This is a genomic window from Cohnella thermotolerans DSM 17683, assembly GCF_000429825.1.
GTDB lineage: Bacteria > Bacillota > Bacilli > Paenibacillales > Paenibacillaceae > Cohnella > Cohnella thermotolerans.
Genome location: NZ_AUCP01000013.1, coordinates 96,043 through 116,032 on the forward strand (window position 1 = coordinate 96,043; position 19,990 = coordinate 116,032).

Genomic DNA, 19,990 nt, shown 5'->3' on the forward strand with positions numbered 1-19,990 from the left:
TCCTTCGTTTACAGCAATCCGAGTTTTCGGAAGTCCGTTAACACCTGGCGTACGGCCAATTTGACATGCGCATACGTAAGGCCGCCCTGCATAAACGCAATGTAAGGTTCGCGGATCGGCGCGTCAGCGGACAGCTCCAGGCTGCCTCCCTGAACGAACGTTCCGGCCGCCATAATGACGGGATGCTCGTAGCCCGGCATGTCCCACGGTTCGGGAACGACGTGCGAATCGACCGCCGCCGCCTTCTGAATCGCCTGAACGAAGGCGATCAGCTGGGCCGGCGAATCGAACCGCACCGCCTGGATCAAATCCGTGCGGGGGTCGTTCCGTCCGGGGTGGGTCTCGAAGCCGAGCTCCTCGAATACCGAAGCCGCAAATACGCTGCCCTTGACCGCTTGTCCGACGAGCAAAGGCGCCATATACAGGCCTTGGTAAATCAGCCGGGTCGTTCCGAGCATCGCGCCCACTTCCCCGCCGATGCCGGGCACCGTCACCCGGTAAGCGGCCAGCTCCACGAGATCCTTGCGGCCGGCGATATATCCGCCGCTCGTGGCGAGCCCGCCTCCCGGATTTTTGATCAGGGAACCCGCGATCAAGTCCGCTCCGACTTCCGTCGGCTCGCGCTCTTCGGTAAATTCGCCGTAGCAGTTGTCCACGAAGACGACCGCGTCCGGCTTGAGCCGTTTAAGCCGCGACGCCATTTCGCCGATTTCCCCGACCGTAAAGGAGGGCCGCCAGTCGTACCCTCTGGATCGCTGAATGGCGAACACTTTCGTGCGCTCCGTCACGGCTTCCGCCACCCCGTCCCAGTCGACGCTTCCGCCCGCGGCGAGCGGCACTTCGACCGCCTTCACGCCCCAATCGGCGAGAGAGCCCGTGCCGTCTCCCGGCTTCCCGATGACCTTGTGCAGCGTATCGTAAGGTCTCCCGGTCACGAAGACGATCTCGTCTCCCGGCCGCAGAACGCCGAATAGAGCCGCACCGATCGTGTGCGTTCCCGATACGAGATGGGGACGCACGATGGCCGCCTCCGCGCCGAACACTTCCGCGTACACTTCGTCCAGCACTTCCCGTCCCCGGTCGTTATAACCGTAACCGGTCGACGGCGCGAAATGAAAATCGCTCACCTTATGCTTCTGAAACGCCCGAATGACTTTCCATTGATTGCGTTCCGCGATCTCGTCGATCTTGGCGAGACGGCCTGCCGCTTTGTCTTCGGCCGTTCTCGCCAAGCTTTCCCAATTGCCGTCCCAATTACTCATTTGAAGTCTTCCGTCTCCGTTTCTGTCTTCTCGCCGGCCGGTACCGTGCCGTCCGTGTCCAGCCGGTAGGGCTCCAGCGAATGTCCGTATTTCTCCATATCGGCCGGATTCGGCCGAATTGTCAGCACCAGCCAATCTTCCTCCGTCTCCTGCTGCATGACGTCGCCCACCCGGTACGCCAGGGCGGCCAGATCGCCGCGGGATGCCGGAATCCGCAGCCGGCAGACGGCGCCGAGCAGCTTGTCCTCGATGCGATGCAGCAGATGGTTCATGTCGTGTTCGCTAAAGGCGCTGACGCGCACCGTGTCCGGCCCGCCGGGAAGGAGCGCCATCGAAGCCGCCGAACAGGCGTCGATCTTGTTGTAGACAAGCAGCTTCGGCTTGCCGGCGGCCCCCAATTCGGTCAGCACTTGCTCGACGACTTCCCGCTGCCGGTCCCGCATCGGCGAAGAAGCGTCGGTCACGTGGAGCAGCAGATCCGCCTCGTTCGCCTCCTCGAGCGTCGCCCGGAACGCGGCGACCAGATCGTGCGGCAAATGCTGAATGAACCCGACCGTATCGGTGAGCAGCACTTCCTTGCCGCTCGGCAGCTTCAGCGTGCGCGAAGTCGGGTCGAGCGTGGCGAACAGCTTATCCTCCGCCAGCACGTCGGCAGCCGTCAGCTGCCGCAGCAGCGTAGACTTGCCCGCGTTCGTATAGCCGACGAGCGCCACTTGCACGACGCCCGCCTTGCGGCGGCGCTCGCGATGCAGACCGCGATGCGCGGCCACGCTCTCGAGCTGCCGCTTCAGCTCGCCGATCCGCCGGCGAATATGCCGCCGGTCCGTCTCCAGCTTCGTCTCCCCGGGTCCTCTCGTCCCGATGCCGCCGCCCAGCCGGGACAAATTTTTGCCTTGTCCCGACAAGCGCGGAAGCAGGTACGTCAATTGCGCCAGCTCGACCTGCAGGATGCCTTCCTTCGTCTTCGCCCGACCGGCGAAAATATCGAGAATAAGCTGGGTGCGGTCGATGATCTTCGCATCCAGCGCTTCCTCGAGATTCCGGACCTGGGCCCCCGACAGCTCCTGATCGAAGATCGCCGTCGTAATGCCGCGCTCCGCGATCAGCTCTTTGAGCTCGAGCGCCTTGCCCTTGCCGACGAACCATTTGGCGTCCGGGACGTCCTTGTTCTGCATTCGCGTCTCCACGACTTCGACGCCGGCCGTCTCGGCCAGCTGGATCAGCTCGTCGAGCGACAGCTGCGGATCGACGCCCGAGCGGCGCGTCTCGTCGGTGACCAGACTGACCAGAAGCGCCCGCTCGCGCAGGTTGGCTTCTGTCTCGTATGAAGTAGGTCTCATGTAACGAATCGTTGCCTCCATGTTCGAAAGACGTTTAGAGGATCGAAGGCCCCGCGAACGCGGCGGCCGAAGCGGCGGCCGTGGACGGCGCAGCAGCGCGCAAATCTTCCGGCCTCAGGCTCATCAGCTCCTGCCGTCCCGGCGAACCTTCCGGATATTGCGACAGCAGCCGAACCGCCTGATTGCGAATGGCTCTCTCCAGCGCGTTCCGGACAAACCGGGCGTTGCTGAAATGGAACGGAGATTCTCCCTTCTCCTGCACGATCAGCTGCCGGAGCTTCACCAGCGACTGGGGCAGCAGCGTATAATCCCGTTCCTTGGCCATTCCTACCGCAATTTGAATGAGTTGGTCGAGCGTATAATCGGGAAACTCCATTTGAATGGGAAAACGCGACGGAAGCCCCGGATTCGTCATCAGGAAAAAGTCGATCTCCACCGTATAGCCCGCCAGAATGAGCACGAACTGATTTTTGTAATCTTCCATCGCTTTGACAAGCGTGTCGATCGCTTCCTTGCCGAAATCCTTCTCTCCGCCCCGCGCCAGACTGTAGGCCTCGTCGATGAACAGCACGCCGCCGAGCGCTTTCTTCACAAGATCCCTCGTCTTCTGCGCCGTATGGCCGATGTACTCGCCGACAAGATCGGCCCTCTCCACCTCGATCAGATGACCTTTGCTCAGCAGCCCCATGCCCTGGAACAGCTTCGCGAGCAAGCGGGCGACCGTCGTCTTGCCCGTTCCCGGATTGCCTTTGAAAATCATGTGATAAACGTGGGCCTCGCTGTGGAGCCCCGCCTCGCCGCGCATTTGGGCGATTTGGAGAAGCGCGTATATTTCGAACACCAGTTCCTTGACGCTGTCCAAACCGACCATCTTGTCGAGCTCCCGCTGCCATTCGAGCCACGGGCCGCTGTTCGGAATCGTCTTGATCGGCTCGAACGGCGCAGACGTCGTCGCCGCGCCCGCCGAATCGTTGGATCTCAGGATGACGTTAATTTGCCGCGAAGGTCTCGCGTTAGCCGCACTCCGGCTGCCCGCAACTCCCATTCTTCCGTTCAAACGAATCCCCCCGCTGCCGCGTCAGTCGGCAAATCGCCGCAATAACAATGTATTCCGGCGAATCAGCCTCCATGCAACAACCACTTCTGGCCGAGCCACTTCGTGTAGGCCAGCACTTCCCGTGTGCGGTGGTAGGCCATGTTCATGGCCTGGCTGTCCGTGACGCTGACCTGCACGGGAGAATAGCCGAGCGAAGCGGCGATGTCCCCGGCACGGGAACCGTGGTACTGATGCGTGACGATAATCGCGGTGGTCCAACCGTTGTGTTGCATGATCGCTTGCGAAAATTTCAAGTTTTCGCAGGTGCTGTGGGATTTCGTCTCCATTACGACCGCGTCTGCCGGTACGCCTTGCGCCAGCAAATAATTGCGCATCCCTTCGGCCTCCGTCAGCGTCGCTCCGTTATTGTCCAATCCCCCGCTCACGAGAAAACGGTCGAAATCCCCCGCGCGGTACAGCTCCAGCGCATGGTCCAGCCTTTCCCGGAGCCCGGGGCTCGGCTTGTCCCGCCATAAGCTGGCGCCCAGCACGATGCCGACGTCCGCATGCTTCAGCGCGCCCCCTGCAGGCTGACCGTCGTAGCGCAAGATGATGAAGAACAACGTTGCGCACCAAACGATAAGCGCCGCGGCTCCCAGCGCCAAGCACCAGGCCAGCAGGCGAAGCAGACGGCGGCTTCCGGAGAGGGAAGCTCTCTTCGGCCTGTCATTCGCTTGGGAACGGCTGTTCATCGCGTCGCCCTCCGTGCGTTCGGGCGGCGGCAGGTTCATTCTGCATCCTTCTCCCATCCGAGCTGCTCAAGCAGCGTTTTGCGATGACGCAAACTCATATCGAAGTAAGGGAACTTCTTCTGCCGGATCATCGAGAGCAGGCGCCCGGCCGTCTTCTGCGCCATGGCCGAATCCCGCGGGGTAATGTGCCCTTCGTCCAGCGCTTCCTCCAGCTCGTCTTCGTCGAGAAGCAGCGTCTCCCCGGTCGGCAGCACAACGATATCCAAGTACAGGTCGTCGAACCAGGGCACCTGCTGATCGGTCAGCCCTTGCGTTTTGCACACGTCTATGTACCATTGCACGACTTTGCCTTTATCGTCAAACATCGTCGTCACGACAAAATGCTCCCCGCGCGGAAAATGCTGCATCCATAAATACCCCTTGTCCGCCAGGCACATCCGGCGTCCGTTGTATTCCTTCCACAGCGGGTCCCTCAAATCGTGAATACGATACATCGTGACGAAGCCGTGGAAATTCGGCTCGTCGATCGGAAAGCAGGCATAACTTTTCTTAAGTATCCGGCGCCAATTCGCCCGGTCCGAAAATTTACGTTTCATGACTGTGTTCGTCTCCGGTAATTGATTTACACAAAGCTTACCACAACTTACCGCCGCTCACCAGCGAACGGCGGATTCGTCGGGCGGGACGCCTCGTTTCAACGCCAATTTTTAACCATGCGGACGTGGGGAATGCCGGCGTCCAGGAACGGTTCGGTCGATACCGTCTCATAGCCGAGCTTGCGGTAAAAAGGCTCCGCGGAGCATTGGGCGTCCAATACGACGCCGGTGCAGCCGCTGCTGCGCGCATCCTCCTCCATGGCGCCGACGATGAGCCGGCCGACCGAACGGCCTCTGTAGCTTGCGAGCACGGCAATGCGTTGAAATTTGGCGATGCCGGGCTTGTATTCCCGCCAGCGGGCGGCGGCGATCGTCTCGTCCCCATCCTTGACGATAAAATGCCGGCACGCTTCCGGCGAAGCGTCGTATTCGTCCCATTCCAGATCTTCGGGCACGCCTTGTTCCTGCACGAATACCGCTTTGCGGACGCGCAATCCTTCGGCAAGCTGCTCAGCGGTCGTTACTTTTAGACTTTCCATGTGTAGCGTCGCTCCTTCATGAAGATTGGATAAAAAGGGGGCTATCCCGCAGGTTTATTCCAACCTTTGGGGACAGCCCCCCTCCGCTCTTGCCGGTTCACCTGGCCGGCGTAACGGTCACGCCGGTGTCCGATGCGCCCGGCAGCGGGCTCGGCGAGCCTCCCTGCATATTTAGAGCGTCGCCTTGCCCTTGACCCTGGTTCGCGCCTTGGCCTTGGCCCTGACCTTGGCCCAGGCCGGATCCCTGATCTTGGCCTTGGCCCTGACCTTGATCCTGACCCGGTTCTTGGCTTTGCCCGGGTCCCTGATCTTGGCCCGGAACTTCTCCTTGTCCCGGTCCCTGATCCTGCCCGTCCGTCGGCGGCACGCCGGTGTCCGTTCCCGAATCCGCGGGCGGCTCACTCGGCGGCAGTTCTCCGTTCTGCCCCGGGCTCTCCGACGGCAAGTCCGTCGTGATCGTCACCGACACTTGCGGCGAGGCGGGCCCTTCGGTTTTCGTATTCGCGTCGTACGCCGTCACGTAGTACGTGTAGGTCATCTCCGGAAGAATGGCCATATCGGTGTAGGCCGGTTCGCCGATTTCGGCCAGCAGGCTGAAGTTCGCCTCACCGTCCGCCTTGCGGTACACCTTGTAGGTGATGTTGTTTCCGGCGACGGGGGTCCAGGTCAGCCCCACATTTACCTGCTCGGTATCGTAGTTGGCGACCAGGCCCGTCACCGAATCCGGCGCCTTCACCTGGTCGACGCCCTCCGGTTTCGGGAACGACAGCTTCTTGTGGCCCTTGAGGGCGGCGGACATGACCTTGGAGAACAGGGCGGCCGCCTGGCCGCTGCTTTTCTTCACGTAATGATCCTTGTCCGTCACGTCGTAGCCCATCCACACGGCCGCCGTCCACTCCGGCGTATAGCCGACGAACCAGACGTCGCGGTTGCCGCTGGAGCTGACGCCCTTGAGGCCGAGCTGCGTCGTCCCCGTCTTGCCCGCCACCGTCCGTCCGCTTATTTTCGCCTTCGTGCCGGTGCCGTCCGAGACGACGCCTTTCATAATTTCCGTCACGTAATAAGCCGTTTTCGGATTCATGACCTGCTTGGCGTTCGATTTGAACTCATAAATCGTCTTGCCCGACATGTTCGTAATTTTCTCGATGCTGTGCGGGTCCTGCAGCGTGCCTCCGTTCGCGAAGGCGCCGTAAGCGCGGACCATCTGCAGCGGGGATACCCCGTCCGTCAAGCCGCCGAGCGCGATGGCGAGGTTCCGGTCTTCGGGACTCAGCTCGATGCCCAGCTTGTCGGCGAAATCGATGCCTTTCTGCACGCCGATCTGGTTGAGCAGCCATACGGCCGGCTGGTTGCGGGAATCCTTGATCGCGTCCGCCATCGTGACCGCTCCGATATACTTTCTGCTGTTGGAATCGGTCGGACAATACTTGCCGTTGTCGTAGCAAACCTTGTCGTCCCGAAGAATCGACCACGGGAAGTAGTCGCCCGTCTCGATCGCCGGCCCGTAAGAAGCGATCGGCTTGAACGACGAACCCGGCTGTCTTCCCTTGGTGACGCGGTTCCATCCCTTCTTGGCGTAGTCGCGTCCTCCCACCATCGCCTTGAGCGAGCCGTCGTGCTGGTCCATGATGACCATCGCGCCCTGGATCGGCGTATCGTCCTCGCTTTTCTCAAAGTTGTCGTCGTTCTCGAACTGATCCTCCATCGCCTTCTGGGCGCCCGTGTCGATCGTCGTATAAATGGTGTAGCCGCCGGTGAGCAGCTGGTCTTCGGTCATGCCGGTCACCTGCTGCGCTTCGTCCACCACGTAATCGATATAGGTCAAATACTGCGATCCCTGCTTCGACGACGCGGGTGGCTCGTACTTCCAGGCCAGCGCCTTCTGCTTCTCCGCTTCGGTAATCAGTCCCTGGTCTTCCATAATGCCGAGCACGACCGCCCGGCGCTCCATCGACTTCTCCGGATTGGAGATCGGGTTGTAGACGCTCGGCGCTTTCGGAATGCCGGCCAGGATGGCGATTTGCGCCGTCGTCAGCTTGTTCAGATCGTCGACGTTGAAGTAATATTTCGCCGCCGTCTTGATGCCCCAGTTCCCTTTGCCGAAGTAGATCCGGTTCAGGTACAGCTCCAGAATTTCGTCCTTCGATTTATGATTCTCCAGCGCAAGCGCGATGGAAGCCTCCGTTCCCTTGCGGAAAAGCGTCTTGTCCGCGTTCAGGAACAGATTGCGCGCCACCTGCTGCGTGATCGTGCTGGCGCCTTCCGCGGCGCTGCGGGCGATAATATCCTTTACCAGCGCCCGGCCGATGCCCCACAGGTCAACGCCTCCGTGCTCGTAGAACCGCTTGTCCTCCACGGCCACGAAGGCGTCCCGGACTTCTTTGGGAATGTCGCTGATCTTCACGTATTCCCGGTTGCCCCCGGACACATAGAGCTTGGAAATTTCGTTGCCGGAAGCGTCCACGATGCGGGAGGCTTGCTCCATATCGTTAAGCTTGTCGACGTTGCGGCTCAGAATGCGTTCCCCGTTCAGTATGACAAGCAGATATCCTACGACTGCGCAGACGACGGCGAACAGAACGACGAAGGACAGCCACAGCAACGGTCTTCCCTTGCTGCGTTTGCCGCGCGGCGCTTTGCCCTTTCGCTTCTTGTCCGCTTTTTCTGCCGATCTCATGGAATCTCCCCTTTTTGCAGTTTTGTCTGTCTCTATGATGGTCCAGTCAAAAGAAGAACAACCCGCTCACGGGTTGCTCGATTGGCCGGTCTATTCTGTTAGACGCAATGTGGGGGTGAAAAGTTTCAAAAACCCGCCCCGGAGGAGGAACGCTTCAGGCATCCGATCCGGTGTCCTGCTGCTGAAGGGATACGTTGCGCTGCGGCGTGAACGTGCTGATGGCATGCTTGTATACCATCTGCTGGCGCCCTTCGCTGTCGATGACGATCGTGAAGTTGTCAAAGGCGCGCACGACGCCGCGGATTTGGAATCCGTTGGTCAAATAAACCGTGACCGGAATACTGTCCTTGCGCAATTGATTGAGAAACGTATCCTGGATGTTAATGGACTTGTTCATTACCGGTAACCCCCATCGCCATATAGATTATGAACAAATATATTCAAGATCGAATGGAAACTTTCCTGCTATTATAGCACAAATCTCTTTGAAAAGATCGGAGTTTTTTCTTCCTTCGCCCGCCTCCACCCATTGAAGATCTCTCATATGCCGGAACCACGACAGCTGGCGCTTCGCGAAATGCCGCGTATCCCGCTTCAGCAGCGTAACGGCGGCTTCGTAATCGAGCTCGCCCGCGAGGTAGGCGGCGATCTCCTTGTAGCCGAGCGCCTGCATCGAGACGGCCCCGCGGGGAACGCCTTCCTCCAGCAGGCGGGACACCTCCTTCACGAGCCCCTGCTCCAGCATTTTATCGACCCGGGCGTCGATTCTCCGGTACAGCTCGGCGCGGTCCATCGTCAAGCCGATGAGACAGAGCCGGTACGGCGACGTCTTGTCGTCGCCCCGTTCCTGGCTTTGCAGGTCGGACAGAGGCCGGCCCGTCAGCTCGTATATTTCGAGCGCGCGGATAATTCGCCGCTCGTCGTTCGGATGCAGCTTCCGCGCCGACGGCGGATCGACTTCGGCCAGCCGGTCGTGAAGCGCCTGCGACCCGTGCTCCCGCGCGAAAGCGCTCATCCGCTCGCGGAACGCCTCGTCGCTGCCGTAGCTTTGGAAGCGGTAGCCGTAGCAGACCGATTCGACGTACAAGCCGGTTCCGCCGACGATGAACGGGAGCCGGCCTCTGCCGTGGATGTCCCGGATCGCAGCGGTGCATGCTTCCTGGAAGTCGGCCGCGGAGAACGGCTCCTTCGGATCGCGGACGTCGATCAGATGGTGCGGAATGCCCCTCCGCTCTTCGGGCGGAAGCTTCGCCGTCCCGATATCCATCCCCCGGTACACTTGCATCGAATCGCCGCTAATGATTTCGCAGCCGAATTTCTCGGCGACGCTCAGGCTGAGCTCGGTTTTGCCGACGGCCGTAGGCCCCACCAGCACGAGCAAAGGAGGACGCTTGTCCTCCGCATCGGCCGCGCCTCCGACTTGCGGCGCGGCCGTCGTAATCGTCGTCAAACGTCAATCACTCCGTAAGCGACGGAGGAATCCGTCATGCGGCCCCGCTCGAAGCCGAGACGCTCGAATTCCCCGCTGTCGCGGTGTTCTTTGAGCACGATCCGCTTGCGGGCGACGCGGCGAGCCTCGGCCACGCTCTCCTCCGAGAGCGGCGCGTCTTCCGCCACGGCGCGAAGCGGCCGCAGCGAGGCCGACGCCATGACCGGCTTCGTAAACATCGGATCGAAGTAGACGATGTCGCAGCTGCGGTCCGGAAGCGAGCGGAGATACCGCAGATGATCGGTTTTGACGTGCTCGATGCGCCGCATCGCTTCGTCGACGTCGGGCAGCTCCGACCGGTACACGCGCATGCCTTCCCGCACGATGACGTGGAGAACGTCCGACGCTTCCAGCGCCGTCACCCGGCCGCTCTCTCCGACCGCGTACGAGAGCACGAGCGAATCGGAGCCGAGTCCGGCCGTGCAATCCAGCACCGTATCCCCGGGCCGCGCGTCGGCCGCCCGCACCAGCCCGTCGTCGCCGCCCTCGCGAAGCCGCTTCACCCGGATCAGTCCCATGCTCGGATGGTAAAAAAGCGGAGGTTCTTCCCCGCGCACGAACCGCAGCGTATCCGGGCCGACGACCAGAATGCCGTCCGCGGCGTCGGGCCGAAGGCGGCCGAGCTTGCGAAGCGTGTTCCGGCCGCGCGGAACGCAAGCGCATTTCAGTTCCGCCGCCAGCCGGCGCGCCCGCTCGATCGTCCCCGGCTCCGGGCGCTCGGTCGTTGTGACGATCAATTTACATCACCCGCTTGAACATTTTCTCCAATTCGTACGTCGAGAAGCTGACGACGATCGGGCGGCCGTGCGGGCACGTGTAGGGCTGGCGGCATTCGGCGAGCCGCCGGATCAGCGTCTCGCCGGCCTCCCGCGTCAGCGGCTGGTTCGCCTTGATGGACGCTCTGCAGGAGCAGAGAACGGACGCCTTCTCCCTCAGCTTGCGAAGATCGACGCTGCGTTCGCCGAGCACCCACTCGGCCATCTCCCGGACGATGTCGGCTTCTTCCCCTTTCGGAAGCCAATGCGGCACCGCGCGTATGATAAAGGTATTGCCCCCGAAATCCTCCAAGTATACGCCGACTTGCTCAAACAGGGGAAGCCGGTTCCGCAGGGCGACGCATTCGTCCGGAGCGAAGCCGATGGTGACGGGAAGAAGCAGCTCCTGGCTCGCCTCCTCGGGCTTGCCGAACTTCTCGAAGTAGAATTCGTAGTTGATCCGCTCGTGAGCGGCGTGTTGATCGATCAAGTAGAGCCCCGTCTCGTTCTGCGCGATCAGATACGTGCCGTGCAATTGGCCGATCCAGTGCAGCTCGGGGAAAGCCGGCGGCGCCGGCTCCCGCTCGGGCGCCGCGTACGCCGACTGCCACACTTGCTCCGGCAGCCGGGCGGAAGGCGCCGACGCTCGCTCCGGCCGTTCGCGCGCGAAATTCGCCGTCCCGGCCGCCGGCGGGCCCGAGAGCCTTGGGTTCGCATAGCCCCGCGATCCCGTCTCCTCCGCCTTCCCGGGGAAAGCCCCGGGCTCCGGCGCTCGGGCGGCCGCTCCTTGCGGGTTCGCTTCGACCCGGGCTCCGGCCGCGCCGCTTTCCCGGTCCTCGGAGACCGAAGCGCTGCCCGCGAACCCGCTCTCGCGCACCAGACTTTCGAAGGAGGCCGCCACTTCGTAAGCGCCGCCGGCTTCCGCGGACGAACCGCCTCCCGCCTCCGCTTCCGGCTGCCGATCCGGCGGCATCCGGAAGCGGATCTGATCCTGAACCCAGACTTGCGTCTTCGGCGTCCGGACGGCGTTCCCGGAAGGGATGTACGCCTGGCCGCCAAGCGCCTTGCGCACGGATTCCTCCACGAAAGCCCGCAGCTCGGACTCCTTGCTGAAGCGGACCTCCAGCTTCGCCGGATGAACGTTGACGTCCACGAGCGACGGATGCATGCGCAAATCCAGCACCGCCAGCGGATACCGGTTGATCGGCAGCAGCGTATGGTACGCTTGCAGCAGCGGCTGCGTGACGGCGGAGCTGCGCACGTACCGGCCGTTGACGAGCACGGTGACGGCGTTGCGGTTCGACCGCGTCTCCACCGGCAAGGCCGCGAGGCCGCCGATCGTGTAATCGGGATGCTCCCCGCGAATTTCGACCATCGCCTTCGCGGCGGCCGTCCCGTAGATGGCGGCGACCACCTGCCGCAAGTCGCCGTTGCCCGGCGTCCGCAGCAACGTCGTTCCGTTATGCGCGAACGTAAACGCGATGTCCGGGCGGGCGAGCGCCTGCCTGTAGACGACATCGGACAAGTGGCTGAGCTCGGTTTGCACCGTCCGCATGTATTTGAGCCGGGCCGGCGTATTGTAGAACAGCTCCCGCACGGTCATATCCGTCCCTTGCGGCGCCGCGGCGTCTTCCTCGCGCTTGACCGTCCCGCCTTCGATCTCCAGCGCCCGGCCGAGTCCGCTCGAATCGGACGCGCTGACGCAGCGCACCTTGGCGACGGCCGCGATGCTGGGCAACGCCTCGCCGCGGAAGCCGAGCGTGACGATCTGGAACAAATCTTTGCCGGTCGCGATTTTGCTCGTGGCGTGACGCTGGAACGCCGTCCTCAGATCGTCCGGCGCGATGCCGGAGCCGTTATCGACGATGCGCAGCAGCGCCAGCCCGCCTTCCTCCGCCGTCACGTCGATCGTCGTCGCTCCGGCGTCGACCGCGTTCTCGATGAGCTCCTTGAGCACGGAGGACGGCCGTTCCACGACTTCTCCGGCGGCGATCTGGTTGGCCAAATGCTCGTCCAGCAACCGTATGACGCCCATCCGTATCCCGCCTCTCTTTTATCGATGATTGGTCAGCTTGAGAACCCCGCCCGCGTCCGACCAGCTCAAATTGGCATCCCACTTGGCTAGCAGCCGGACGTCGATGCTGCTCGATCCGTTCTGCACGAGAATCCTAGAATCCGATACGGCGATCCGTTCGGCCTTGCCGCCGAGCGCGAACGCGATCGTCTTCGTGGCCGGATCGTACCGAAGCGCCGCCCCCGCGAACGAAGAGGCCAGCTTCAAGTCGATATAGACGGCGCCGTTCTTGCGGACGACGGAAGCCTTCGAGGCCATCCGGATGCCGTCGATCGAGACGACGCCTTTGCCCGCCGTCAGGCCCGCCGGAGCTCCGCCCGCCGCCCGGATGGCCGCGATCAGCTGCTGGGGCGCTCCCTGCACCTGGATGTCGGGCCTCAGTCCGGTATGATCGACTTTGTGTCCGTTCGGCGTGTAATACTCCTCGATCGTCACTTTCAGCACGCCGCCGGACGACACGTTGAAAAACTGCTGCACGACGCCTTTGCCGTACGTTTGCGTCCCGATCAGCTTCGCCACGCCGTAATCCTGCAAGGCGCCGGAGAGCAGCTCGGAGGCGCTGGCGGTGTTTTCGTTCACGAGCACGTAGACCGGATACGGCTTGCGTACCCCTTTGACTTCGAGCGGATTGTCCTTCCCGTCGCGGTCGGTCATGTGGGCCAGCACGCCGTCTTGAATAAAGTTTTCCGCGATTTTTTGCGCCTGGTTCACATACCCGCCGCCGTTGTCCCGCAAGTCGAGAATGAGCGCCCTCATGCCTTTGTTCTCCAGCTTGCCGAGCTCGGCGTCAAACTTCTCGCCGGCGTCCGAGGTGAACGCGCTCAGCGACAAATAGCCGATGCCGCCGTTCAGCAGCCTAGACGTCGCCGCCGGCAGCTGCACGGAAGACCGCGTGAGCGTGTACGCGTGCGTCTTGCCGTTGCGGCTGAGCGTAAGAATGACGGACGTGCCGTCCTTGCCCGCGATCATCTGATTGATCTGATATTGCGTCTTCCCCCGGACGCTCTGGCCGTCGACCGCCACGATCGCGTCGCCGGGCTGGACGCCGGCTTTGGCGGCCGAGCTGCCTTGCACGACTTCCTGGACGTACAGCGTGCCTTCGTCCAGCACCGTGACGATGCCGACGCCGACATACGTTTGCTCCAGATACGATTGGAACTGCTTCCACTCGTCGTCGGTGAAATATTCAGTGTACGGATCGTCGAGCGAATCGACCATGCCTTGGATGGCCGCATCGTTGAGCTCTTCGTCCGAAGGTTTGCTCAGGTGGTACTGCTCCAGCAGGTTTTTGACGTCCTCGGTCTGGGCTTCGCTGGCCGCGTAGGCGGCCGGAGCGGCGCCTGCCAGCAGCGAGGAGAGCATCAGCAAAGACAGGGCGCGGCGAAGACGAATCGATGAGTTCCGAATCAAGAAAGTTCCCCGCTCTCTATTAATTGATTGCGCGCGTCGTTGAGCCACTGCAAGGCTTCCAGCGGCGTCATCCGCATCACGTCGAGCTTGCGCAGCTTGTCCGCGATCCGGTCCGCCGGAGCGGAGCCCGCCTTGCGGTGACGTTCCGGCCGCGGCGGCTCCGGCTCGGCGAACATGGCCAGTTGGACGATCGCTTCGCCGGGCTCGTCAAGCGGCTCGGCGAGCGGTTCGCCCGAGGCTGCCGGAAGCTTGCCGGCACGATCGTCCGCCGCCCGCTCCGCGGAATTGGCGCGCGCGGCCGCAAGCTCGCCTGCGGCCGAAGCTTCCAGCAGGCCGTACGCCCGCGACACGATCGATTCGGGCAAACCGGCGAGCTGGGCGCAGTAGATGCCGTAGCTCGAATCGGCCGCTCCCGCCACCAGCTTGCGCAGGAAGGTGACGCCGTCCGCGCTCTCCTTGACCGCCATGCAGCCGTTGCGGAGCTTGGCCAGCGATTGCTCCAGATGCGCGAGCTCGTGGAAGTGGGTCGAGACGAGCGCCTTGCAGCCGATCGCGTCGTGCACGTACTCGATGACCGCCTGCGCGATCGCCATCCCTTCGTCCGTGGACGTCCCGCGGCCCAGCTCGTCGATAATGACGAGGCTGCGGGCGGTCGCCTGCTCGGTCATCACCTGGATGTCCTTCATCTCGACCATGAACGTGCTCTGTCCGCCGACCAGGTCGTCGGCCGCGCCGATGCGCGTGAAAATACGGTCGATCAGCGGCAGTTCCGCGCTTTTCGCCGGCACGAAGCAGCCGATCTGGGCCATGATCGAGATCATCGCGACCTGGCGCATATACGTGCTCTTGCCGGCCATGTTCGGCCCGGTGATGAGCAGAATGGAGCTGTCCTCCGTCAGGGAGGCGTCGTTCGCGATAAACGCCGTCCCTTCGCTGACCGCCTCGACGACCGGATGGCGGCCGTCCCGGACGATCAGGTCGTATCCGCGGTTCAGGCGGGGCCTCGTATACCGCCGCTCCGCGCTCACCTCCGCGAACGACTGCAGCACGTCCAGCGCCGCCACCTGCTCCGCCAGCTTCTGCAGCCTCGGAATATGCTCCGCGATCCGGTCGCGCAGCCGCACGAACAACTCGTATTCGAGATCGACCATCCGCTCTTCGGCTTCCAGAATGAGCGCTTCCTTCTCCTTCAGCTCGGGCGTCACGAACCGCTCCGCGTTGGCGAGCGTCTGCTTGCGCTCGTACCGGCCTTCCGGCAGAGAAGACAGGTTCGCTCTCGTCACTTCCAGGTAATAGCCGAACACTTTGTTAAAGCCGATTTTCAGCGATTTGATGCCCGTCGCTTCCCGCTCCTTGCGCTCAAGCTCGGCGATCCACTTCTTCCCGTCCCGGCTCGCGACCCGCAGCTCGTCCAGCTTGGCGTCGTACCCGCCGCGGATCAATCCGCCCTCGCGAACCGACACCGGCGGTTCGTCCGCAATGGCGGCCGCGATCGCTTCCGCGAGGTCGGCGCAGTCGTCGAGCGAGTCCGCCAGGCGGGCGAGCGGCGAATCGCCAAGCTGCCCGCAGACGGAGCGGATGGCGGGAATGCGCTGCAGCGAAGCCTTGAGCGCGTTCAGGTCGCGCGCGTTCGCCGTGCCGTAAGCGATGCGCCCGACCAGTCGTTCCAGGTCGTACACATCGTTCAATTCCCGGCGAAGCTCCTCGCGCTGCATCCAGTTGCCGTGAAGCGCTTCGACGGCGTCCAGCCGCTCTTCAATCGCCACGCTGTCGAGCAGCGGCTGATCGATCCAGCGCTTGAGCAGCCGGGCGCCCATCGCCGTGCGCGTCTTGTCCAGGAGCCAGAGCAGCGAGCCTTTGCGGGAGCGGTCCCGGACGGTCTCCGTCAGCTCGAGGTTGCGGCGCGTGAACGCGTCCAGCGCCATAAACTGCTTCGGATCGTAGGACTTGACCGACCGCAGATGGCCGAGCGAACGTTTCTGCGTCTCGCCCAAATACGCGACGAGCCGCGCGACGGCCAACCGCCGCACCGGCTCGTGGCGGTCCCACGGCTCGCCCGGAAATTGGGCCGCCAGCGCTTCCGGCGCGTCGTCCGCCGCTTCCCGTTCGGTGCACAGCAGCGTCCGTCCCGTGCCGGCCGCCTCCTCGCGCAGCCGCCGGAGCGACGGCGCGTCGCCGACCGCTTCGGCGGGACGATACACGTTCAGTTCGTTGCGAATGGCTTCGCCGGCAGCGTCGAACGAAGTGACGTACAGCTCGCCCGTCGTCAGGTCGCAGGCGGCGAGCCCGAACCGGCCGTCCCGTTCGGCGGTGCCGACGATGAAGTTGTTCGCCGTCTCGCCCAAATTTTTGGTCTCCATGACCGTGCCGGGGGTCACGATGCGGACGATCTCCCGCCGGACGACGCCTTTGGCGGTAGCCGGATCCTCCACCTGCTCGCAAATCGCGACCTTGTAGCCTTTCTCTACCAATCTCGCTATGTATCCTTCGGCGGAGTGATACGGAACGCCGCACATCGGGATCCGTTCCTCCTGCCCGCCATCGCGCCCCGTTAAAGTAATTTCGAGCTCGCGGGACGCGGTAAGGGCGTCGTCGAAAAACATTTCGTAGAAATCGCCCAGACGGAAAAAAAGCAGCGCGTCCTGTGCCTCAGCCTTGACGGAGAGGTACTGCTGCATCATCGGTGTGTAGCCGGCCATCGGTTTCCTCCCACGGTGTTGCGCTTCGCCCGGCTCGCCGCCGCGCTTCCCGGATGAACGGCCGGACAGCGGGCGACGGCGGGCGGTATCCTAATATTATAGCAAAAAACAACCGCTATCGCTTAATCGGGCGTAAGAGAAACGGACCGTTCCCCATTCGGGGAACGGCTGCCCTCAGTCGATTCTGACGAGCCGCTCGGTCGCCGCCAAATCCGCGAGCGTCGCCGCTCCGATTCCGAACATGGCGGCGCGCAGCTCGAATTCGACGACGGCGAGCCGCTCTTCGAGCTTCTCGACCGAATCGATCGCCGATGCGAGCAGCGATCGGCCGAAGCCGGCCATATTCGCGCCTAGCGCGATCGCCTTCGCCGCGTCGACGCCGCCGCGAAGACCGCCGCTGGCAATGACGAAGCCGCCCGGCGCCGCCGCTCTCGCTTCGACGACGCAGGCCGCCGTCGGCCAGCCCCAGCCGGCGAACGCATCCGCAGCCGCGCGGCGAACGACGTCCCGAAGCCGGTGCTTCTCGACCTCGCTCCAGGACGTGCCCCCGGCTCCGGCGACGTCCACGAAGCTGACGCCCGCCTCCGTCAGCCTCCGCACGTTGTCGCCGTCCAGCCCCCAGCCGACTTCCTTGACGCCGACGGGCTTGTCCAGCTCCCGGCACACCCGTTCGATCTTGCGGAGCAAGCCGCTGAAGTCGGTATTGCCCTCCGGCTGGAACACCTCCTGCAAGGCGTTCAGATGCAGCACCAGACCGTCCGCCTCCGTCAGTTCGATCAGCCGGCGGCATTCGTCGGCGCCGAAGCCGTAATTCAGCTGCACCGCCCCAAGATTGGCGACGAGCGGTATGGTGGGCGCCCGGCCGCGCACCCGGAACGACTCGGCGGCCGCCGCATTCTCGAGCGCCGCCCGCCCGGAGCCGAGCGCCAACGCCCAGCCGCGGCGCTCGGCCGCTTCGGCCAGCCGGAGGTTGATCCGGTAGGCCTCGGTCGTTCCGCCGGTCATCGAACTGATGAGAAGCGGCGCCTTGAGCGGACGTCCGAGGAACGACGCGGACGTGTCGACGCTTGCAAAATCCGTCTCGGGCAGCGCGTTGTGCCGGAACCGGTAGCGGCCGAAGCCGCTGTCCACGCCGCTGCCCCGGACGTCCTCGTTCAGGCAGATGTCGATATGCTCGTTCTTGCGCCGTTCGATGTCCGAACGTTGCTCTCTCTCCATCGTTCCCTCCGCTCTCTCTTCCTGTGCCTTTATCGTACTCTTACCCTACCATAACGACGGCCGTCGCGAAAGGGGCCGCGGCTACGTCTCGATCTTCCACTTGCGGCGGATGTCCGCCTCCTCGTCCCACCTTCGGCCTTCCGCGATGGCGCGGAAGATCGGATCGATGTCGCCCTGGTATTTGGCGTAGCCGGACGTTGCGCGCAGCGCGCGGTAGATCCGATCGGCGCCCGCGAGCAGTTTGGCCCGGTCGTCTGCGTAGAAGGCGTCGCGCATCGCGTCGTCGTCGAGCGGCCGGTGGGCGGCGAGCTCGCGCGAATGCTCGGCGGCCACCTTGGCGAGCGCGAGCGTGCCGCGGGCGAGCGTCGGCGAGACGAGCCAGCTGGGCGGCGTGCGGTATTCGAAGCCGCCGTGCGCCTTCGGGCGGAAATCGCCGAGCGAGCCGTACCGCGGCCGCCGCCTTCCGGCGCCGGGCGGCTCAAGCAGCCGCAACGGCAGCGCGACAGCGTTGTCGAGCGCGCGCAGCCGCTCGCCCGTGAGCATGGCGCCGCTCAGGTGCAGATGGCCGCCGAGCGGCAGGCCGCGCACCGGCGCGGCGCCCGCGAGCCAGCGCATCGGCGGCGCCCCGGCGGCGCGGCGGGCGGCCGCCGCCAGCAGGCCGCGCACGCGCGAGGCGACGACGCGCGGCTCCCGCGCCGGAGCCGGCCGCAGCTCCGCAATCGGCCAGCGGAGCACGCCGCTGACGACGGCGGAATCGGAGCCGGCTGCGGCATGCGGCTCGAAGTAGCGCGAGGCGGGCACGACTTTGCCGCTTTGCGAGAGCAGCACGAATTCCGGGTCCGCGCCGATCGTCACACAGACCCCGTCCGTGTCCGTTTCGCGGGCCCAGCCCGCCGCGAAAGCCGCCGCGGCCTCCCGAAGCCGCCGCTCCTCCCCGGACCCCCTTGCCGTCAGCAGCGGTGTCAGGCCGACGATGACGCCGGTTTTGCCGGAGCTTCCGAGCCTCCATTGTACCATTCCCATATCGAGCCCGAGTACGTACAGCGCCCGCGCCGACGCCCGCTTCAGCCTCCGCTCCAGCTGCTGCTCGCGGAAATAGCCGGCGGGCGCGGGCCGCACCGACGCTTCGCCCAATCCGAATACGGCGACCGTGAACGTGCGGGGAAGCCGTTCCTCCCCGAACGCGGCGCCCGCAAGCCGCCGCTTCTTCTCCGCTGCCCCGCCGAGCTCGGCCGCGAACCCCTCGCGCGCGAGCCGGCGGGCGATCTCGCCGGCTCCGAGCGACGCGACCGACGCCGCGTTCGCGTTCCATATCCAGGCTCCTCCCGCTTGTCCCGGGCGGACGGGGCAGTTGCCGCCGAAGGCCAGCACCGCGTCGTTCGGACCCAGTGCCGCCCGCGCGTCTTGCGGCAGCGGTGTCACGCCGGGAATGCCGCGCCAGCCGGACGTCCCGCCATCCGTCCACATCCATACGTTGCCCGCCACCCGCACTCCCCCCGTCGATCTGCCCTGCGTATGGATTTCGGCGTCCGAAGGCCTTCGTCCCGGGCGCGATTCCCGAATCGCCGCGCTCCATGCCGCTCGCGCGCGGCCCCTCAATCGGCCGCGGCCGTACGGCGCCCCGAACGCAAAACGGGAAGGGCCGTCCCGCCGGCGGATGAACGCCAAAGCCGAATGACCCTTCCCCGTATGCGCCCCGATGCGGACTCTCGGCCGCATCGCGAAAAATAGGCTGCTCCCACTGTCCCGACAGGGCATCCGCCCTCGAATGTTCTCCCGCTTCGGCATAAGCTTAAGTAGGGCTTGCTGAACAAGATCAATTTAAGCTGCTCCCAACGCATGAGCCTAGACCGTGATTTTCTTTGCGGTTTTCATGCAAAAAATCGGACGGAACGCAATGAATCTGAAAAAAGAGAAAAAAAGAACCCGCAGTCGCCGTTCCAGGTTCATAACCAGAAACTGGATAGCGATGACAGTTAAACTTGTATGAGCACCGCGGGAGCAAATTCGGCCCAAACCCAACTTGCGTTTGCCTTCGCCGAACTTTCCTTCGATCGCATTGCGCTGTGCAGCGTCTTGCTTCTCTTGCTTTCGATCATCGGCGTCACGTTGTTCTTTGGATGGCCTGCCAAGCTTCGGGCCG

At 63.7% G+C, this 19,990-nt stretch carries 16 protein-coding genes; all 16 read right to left on the reverse strand.

Annotation, left to right across the window (positions count from 1 at the left end):
• Positions 1-8: 8 nt before the first annotated feature.
• Entirely contained in the window at positions 9-1,262 is a 1,254-nt protein-coding gene (locus G485_RS0104080; RefSeq protein ID WP_027091503.1) for a methionine gamma-lyase family protein, read from the reverse strand.
• On the reverse strand, positions 1,259-2,602 hold the full coding sequence (gene hflX / locus G485_RS24975) for a GTPase HflX (protein WP_051318000.1): 1,344 nt from the start codon (positions 2,600-2,602) through the stop codon (positions 1,259-1,261). The genes G485_RS0104080 and hflX overlap by 4 nt, the downstream gene beginning before the upstream one ends.
• Before the next feature lie 34 nt (positions 2,603-2,636).
• The gene (locus G485_RS24980; protein ID WP_051318001.1) at positions 2,637-3,659 is read right to left on the reverse strand and encodes an AAA family ATPase; all 1,023 of its coding nucleotides are present in this window, start codon (positions 3,657-3,659) and stop codon (positions 2,637-2,639) included.
• A gap of 62 nt (positions 3,660-3,721) precedes the next feature.
• Entirely contained in the window at positions 3,722-4,429 is a 708-nt protein-coding gene (locus G485_RS24985; protein WP_240489055.1) for a YdcF family protein, read from the reverse strand.
• The gene (locus G485_RS0104100) at positions 4,426-4,986 is read right to left on the reverse strand and encodes a ribonuclease FAU-1 family protein (RefSeq protein WP_027091504.1); all 561 of its coding nucleotides are present in this window, start codon (positions 4,984-4,986) and stop codon (positions 4,426-4,428) included. Before G485_RS0104100 ends, G485_RS24985 begins: the two co-directional genes overlap by 4 nt.
• 98 nt (positions 4,987-5,084) lie before the next feature.
• Positions 5,085-5,525 (reverse strand): GNAT family N-acetyltransferase, encoded by a 441-nt coding sequence (locus G485_RS0104105; protein WP_027091505.1) that lies wholly within the window; start codon positions 5,523-5,525, stop codon positions 5,085-5,087.
• A gap of 97 nt (positions 5,526-5,622) precedes the next feature.
• Complete coding sequence (locus G485_RS24990; protein WP_051318002.1) at positions 5,623-8,202, reverse strand: PBP1A family penicillin-binding protein; 2,580 nt, start codon at positions 8,200-8,202, stop codon at positions 5,623-5,625.
• A 154-nt stretch (positions 8,203-8,356) separates the two neighbouring features.
• Positions 8,357-8,599, reverse strand: coding sequence for an RNA chaperone Hfq (hfq, locus tag G485_RS0104115; protein ID WP_027091506.1), 243 nt, complete (start codon positions 8,597-8,599; stop codon positions 8,357-8,359).
• Positions 8,600-8,626: 27 nt separating this feature from the next.
• Positions 8,627-9,577, reverse strand: a complete 951-nt coding sequence (gene miaA / locus G485_RS0104120) for a tRNA (adenosine(37)-N6)-dimethylallyltransferase MiaA (protein ID WP_035154695.1) — start codon at positions 9,575-9,577, stop codon at positions 8,627-8,629.
• Between the two features lie 71 nt (positions 9,578-9,648).
• Positions 9,649-10,428: a class I SAM-dependent methyltransferase gene (locus G485_RS0104125; RefSeq protein ID WP_027091508.1), complete on the reverse strand. Its 780-nt coding sequence runs from the start codon at positions 10,426-10,428 to the stop codon at positions 9,649-9,651.
• A gap of 1 nt (position 10,429) precedes the next feature.
• Positions 10,430-12,481, reverse strand: a complete 2,052-nt coding sequence (mutL, locus tag G485_RS0104130; protein ID WP_027091509.1) for a DNA mismatch repair endonuclease MutL — start codon at positions 12,479-12,481, stop codon at positions 10,430-10,432.
• Positions 12,482-12,499: 18 nt separating this feature from the next.
• A complete protein-coding gene (locus tag G485_RS24995) occupies positions 12,500-13,930 on the reverse strand; it encodes a S41 family peptidase (RefSeq protein ID WP_051318003.1) in 1,431 nt (476 codons plus the stop codon).
• Positions 13,927-16,629, reverse strand: coding sequence for a DNA mismatch repair protein MutS (mutS, locus tag G485_RS0104140; protein ID WP_027091510.1), 2,703 nt, complete (start codon positions 16,627-16,629; stop codon positions 13,927-13,929). The genes G485_RS24995 and mutS overlap by 4 nt, the downstream gene beginning before the upstream one ends.
• A 174-nt stretch (positions 16,630-16,803) precedes the next feature.
• Positions 16,804-17,847: a type 2 isopentenyl-diphosphate Delta-isomerase gene (gene fni, locus G485_RS0104145; protein ID WP_027091511.1), complete on the reverse strand. Its 1,044-nt coding sequence runs from the start codon at positions 17,845-17,847 to the stop codon at positions 16,804-16,806.
• An 81-nt stretch (positions 17,848-17,928) separates the two neighbouring features.
• A complete protein-coding gene (locus tag G485_RS28205; protein WP_051318004.1) occupies positions 17,929-19,566 on the reverse strand; it encodes a putative amidoligase domain-containing protein in 1,638 nt (545 codons plus the stop codon).
• Positions 19,567-19,692: 126 nt separating this feature from the next.
• The coding region (locus G485_RS25005) for a transposase (protein ID WP_156922093.1) at positions 19,693-19,990 on the reverse strand (298 nt) is incomplete at its 5' end.

Bases quoted from the DNA above. Each gene is read 5' to 3' on its own strand.
- G485_RS0104080 (WP_027091503.1), bottom strand. From the start codon at position 1,262: ATGAGTAATTGGGACGGCAATTGGGAAAGCTTGGCGAGAACGGCCGAA.
- hflX (WP_051318000.1), bottom strand. From the start codon at position 2,602: ATGAGACCTACTTCATACGAGACAGAAGCCAACCTGCGCGAGCGGGCG.
- G485_RS24985 (WP_240489055.1), bottom strand. From the start codon at position 4,429: ATGAACCTGCCGCCGCCCGAACGCACGGAGGGCGACGCGATGAACAGC.
- G485_RS0104100 (WP_027091504.1), bottom strand. From the start codon at position 4,986: ATGAAACGTAAATTTTCGGACCGGGCGAATTGGCGCCGGATACTTAAG.
- G485_RS0104105 (WP_027091505.1), bottom strand. From the start codon at position 5,525: ATGGAAAGTCTAAAAGTAACGACCGCTGAGCAGCTTGCCGAAGGATTG.
- G485_RS24990 (WP_051318002.1), bottom strand. From the start codon at position 8,202: ATGAGATCGGCAGAAAAAGCGGACAAGAAGCGAAAGGGCAAAGCGCCG.
- hfq (WP_027091506.1), bottom strand. From the start codon at position 8,599: ATGAACAAGTCCATTAACATCCAGGATACGTTTCTCAATCAATTGCGC.
- mutL (WP_027091509.1), bottom strand. From the start codon at position 12,481: ATGGGCGTCATACGGTTGCTGGACGAGCATTTGGCCAACCAGATCGCC.
- mutS (WP_027091510.1), bottom strand. From the start codon at position 16,629: ATGGCCGGCTACACACCGATGATGCAGCAGTACCTCTCCGTCAAGGCT.
- fni (WP_027091511.1), bottom strand. From the start codon at position 17,847: ATGGAGAGAGAGCAACGTTCGGACATCGAACGGCGCAAGAACGAGCAT.
- G485_RS28205 (WP_051318004.1), bottom strand. From the start codon at position 19,566: ATGCGGCCGAGAGTCCGCATCGGGGCGCATACGGGGAAGGGTCATTCG.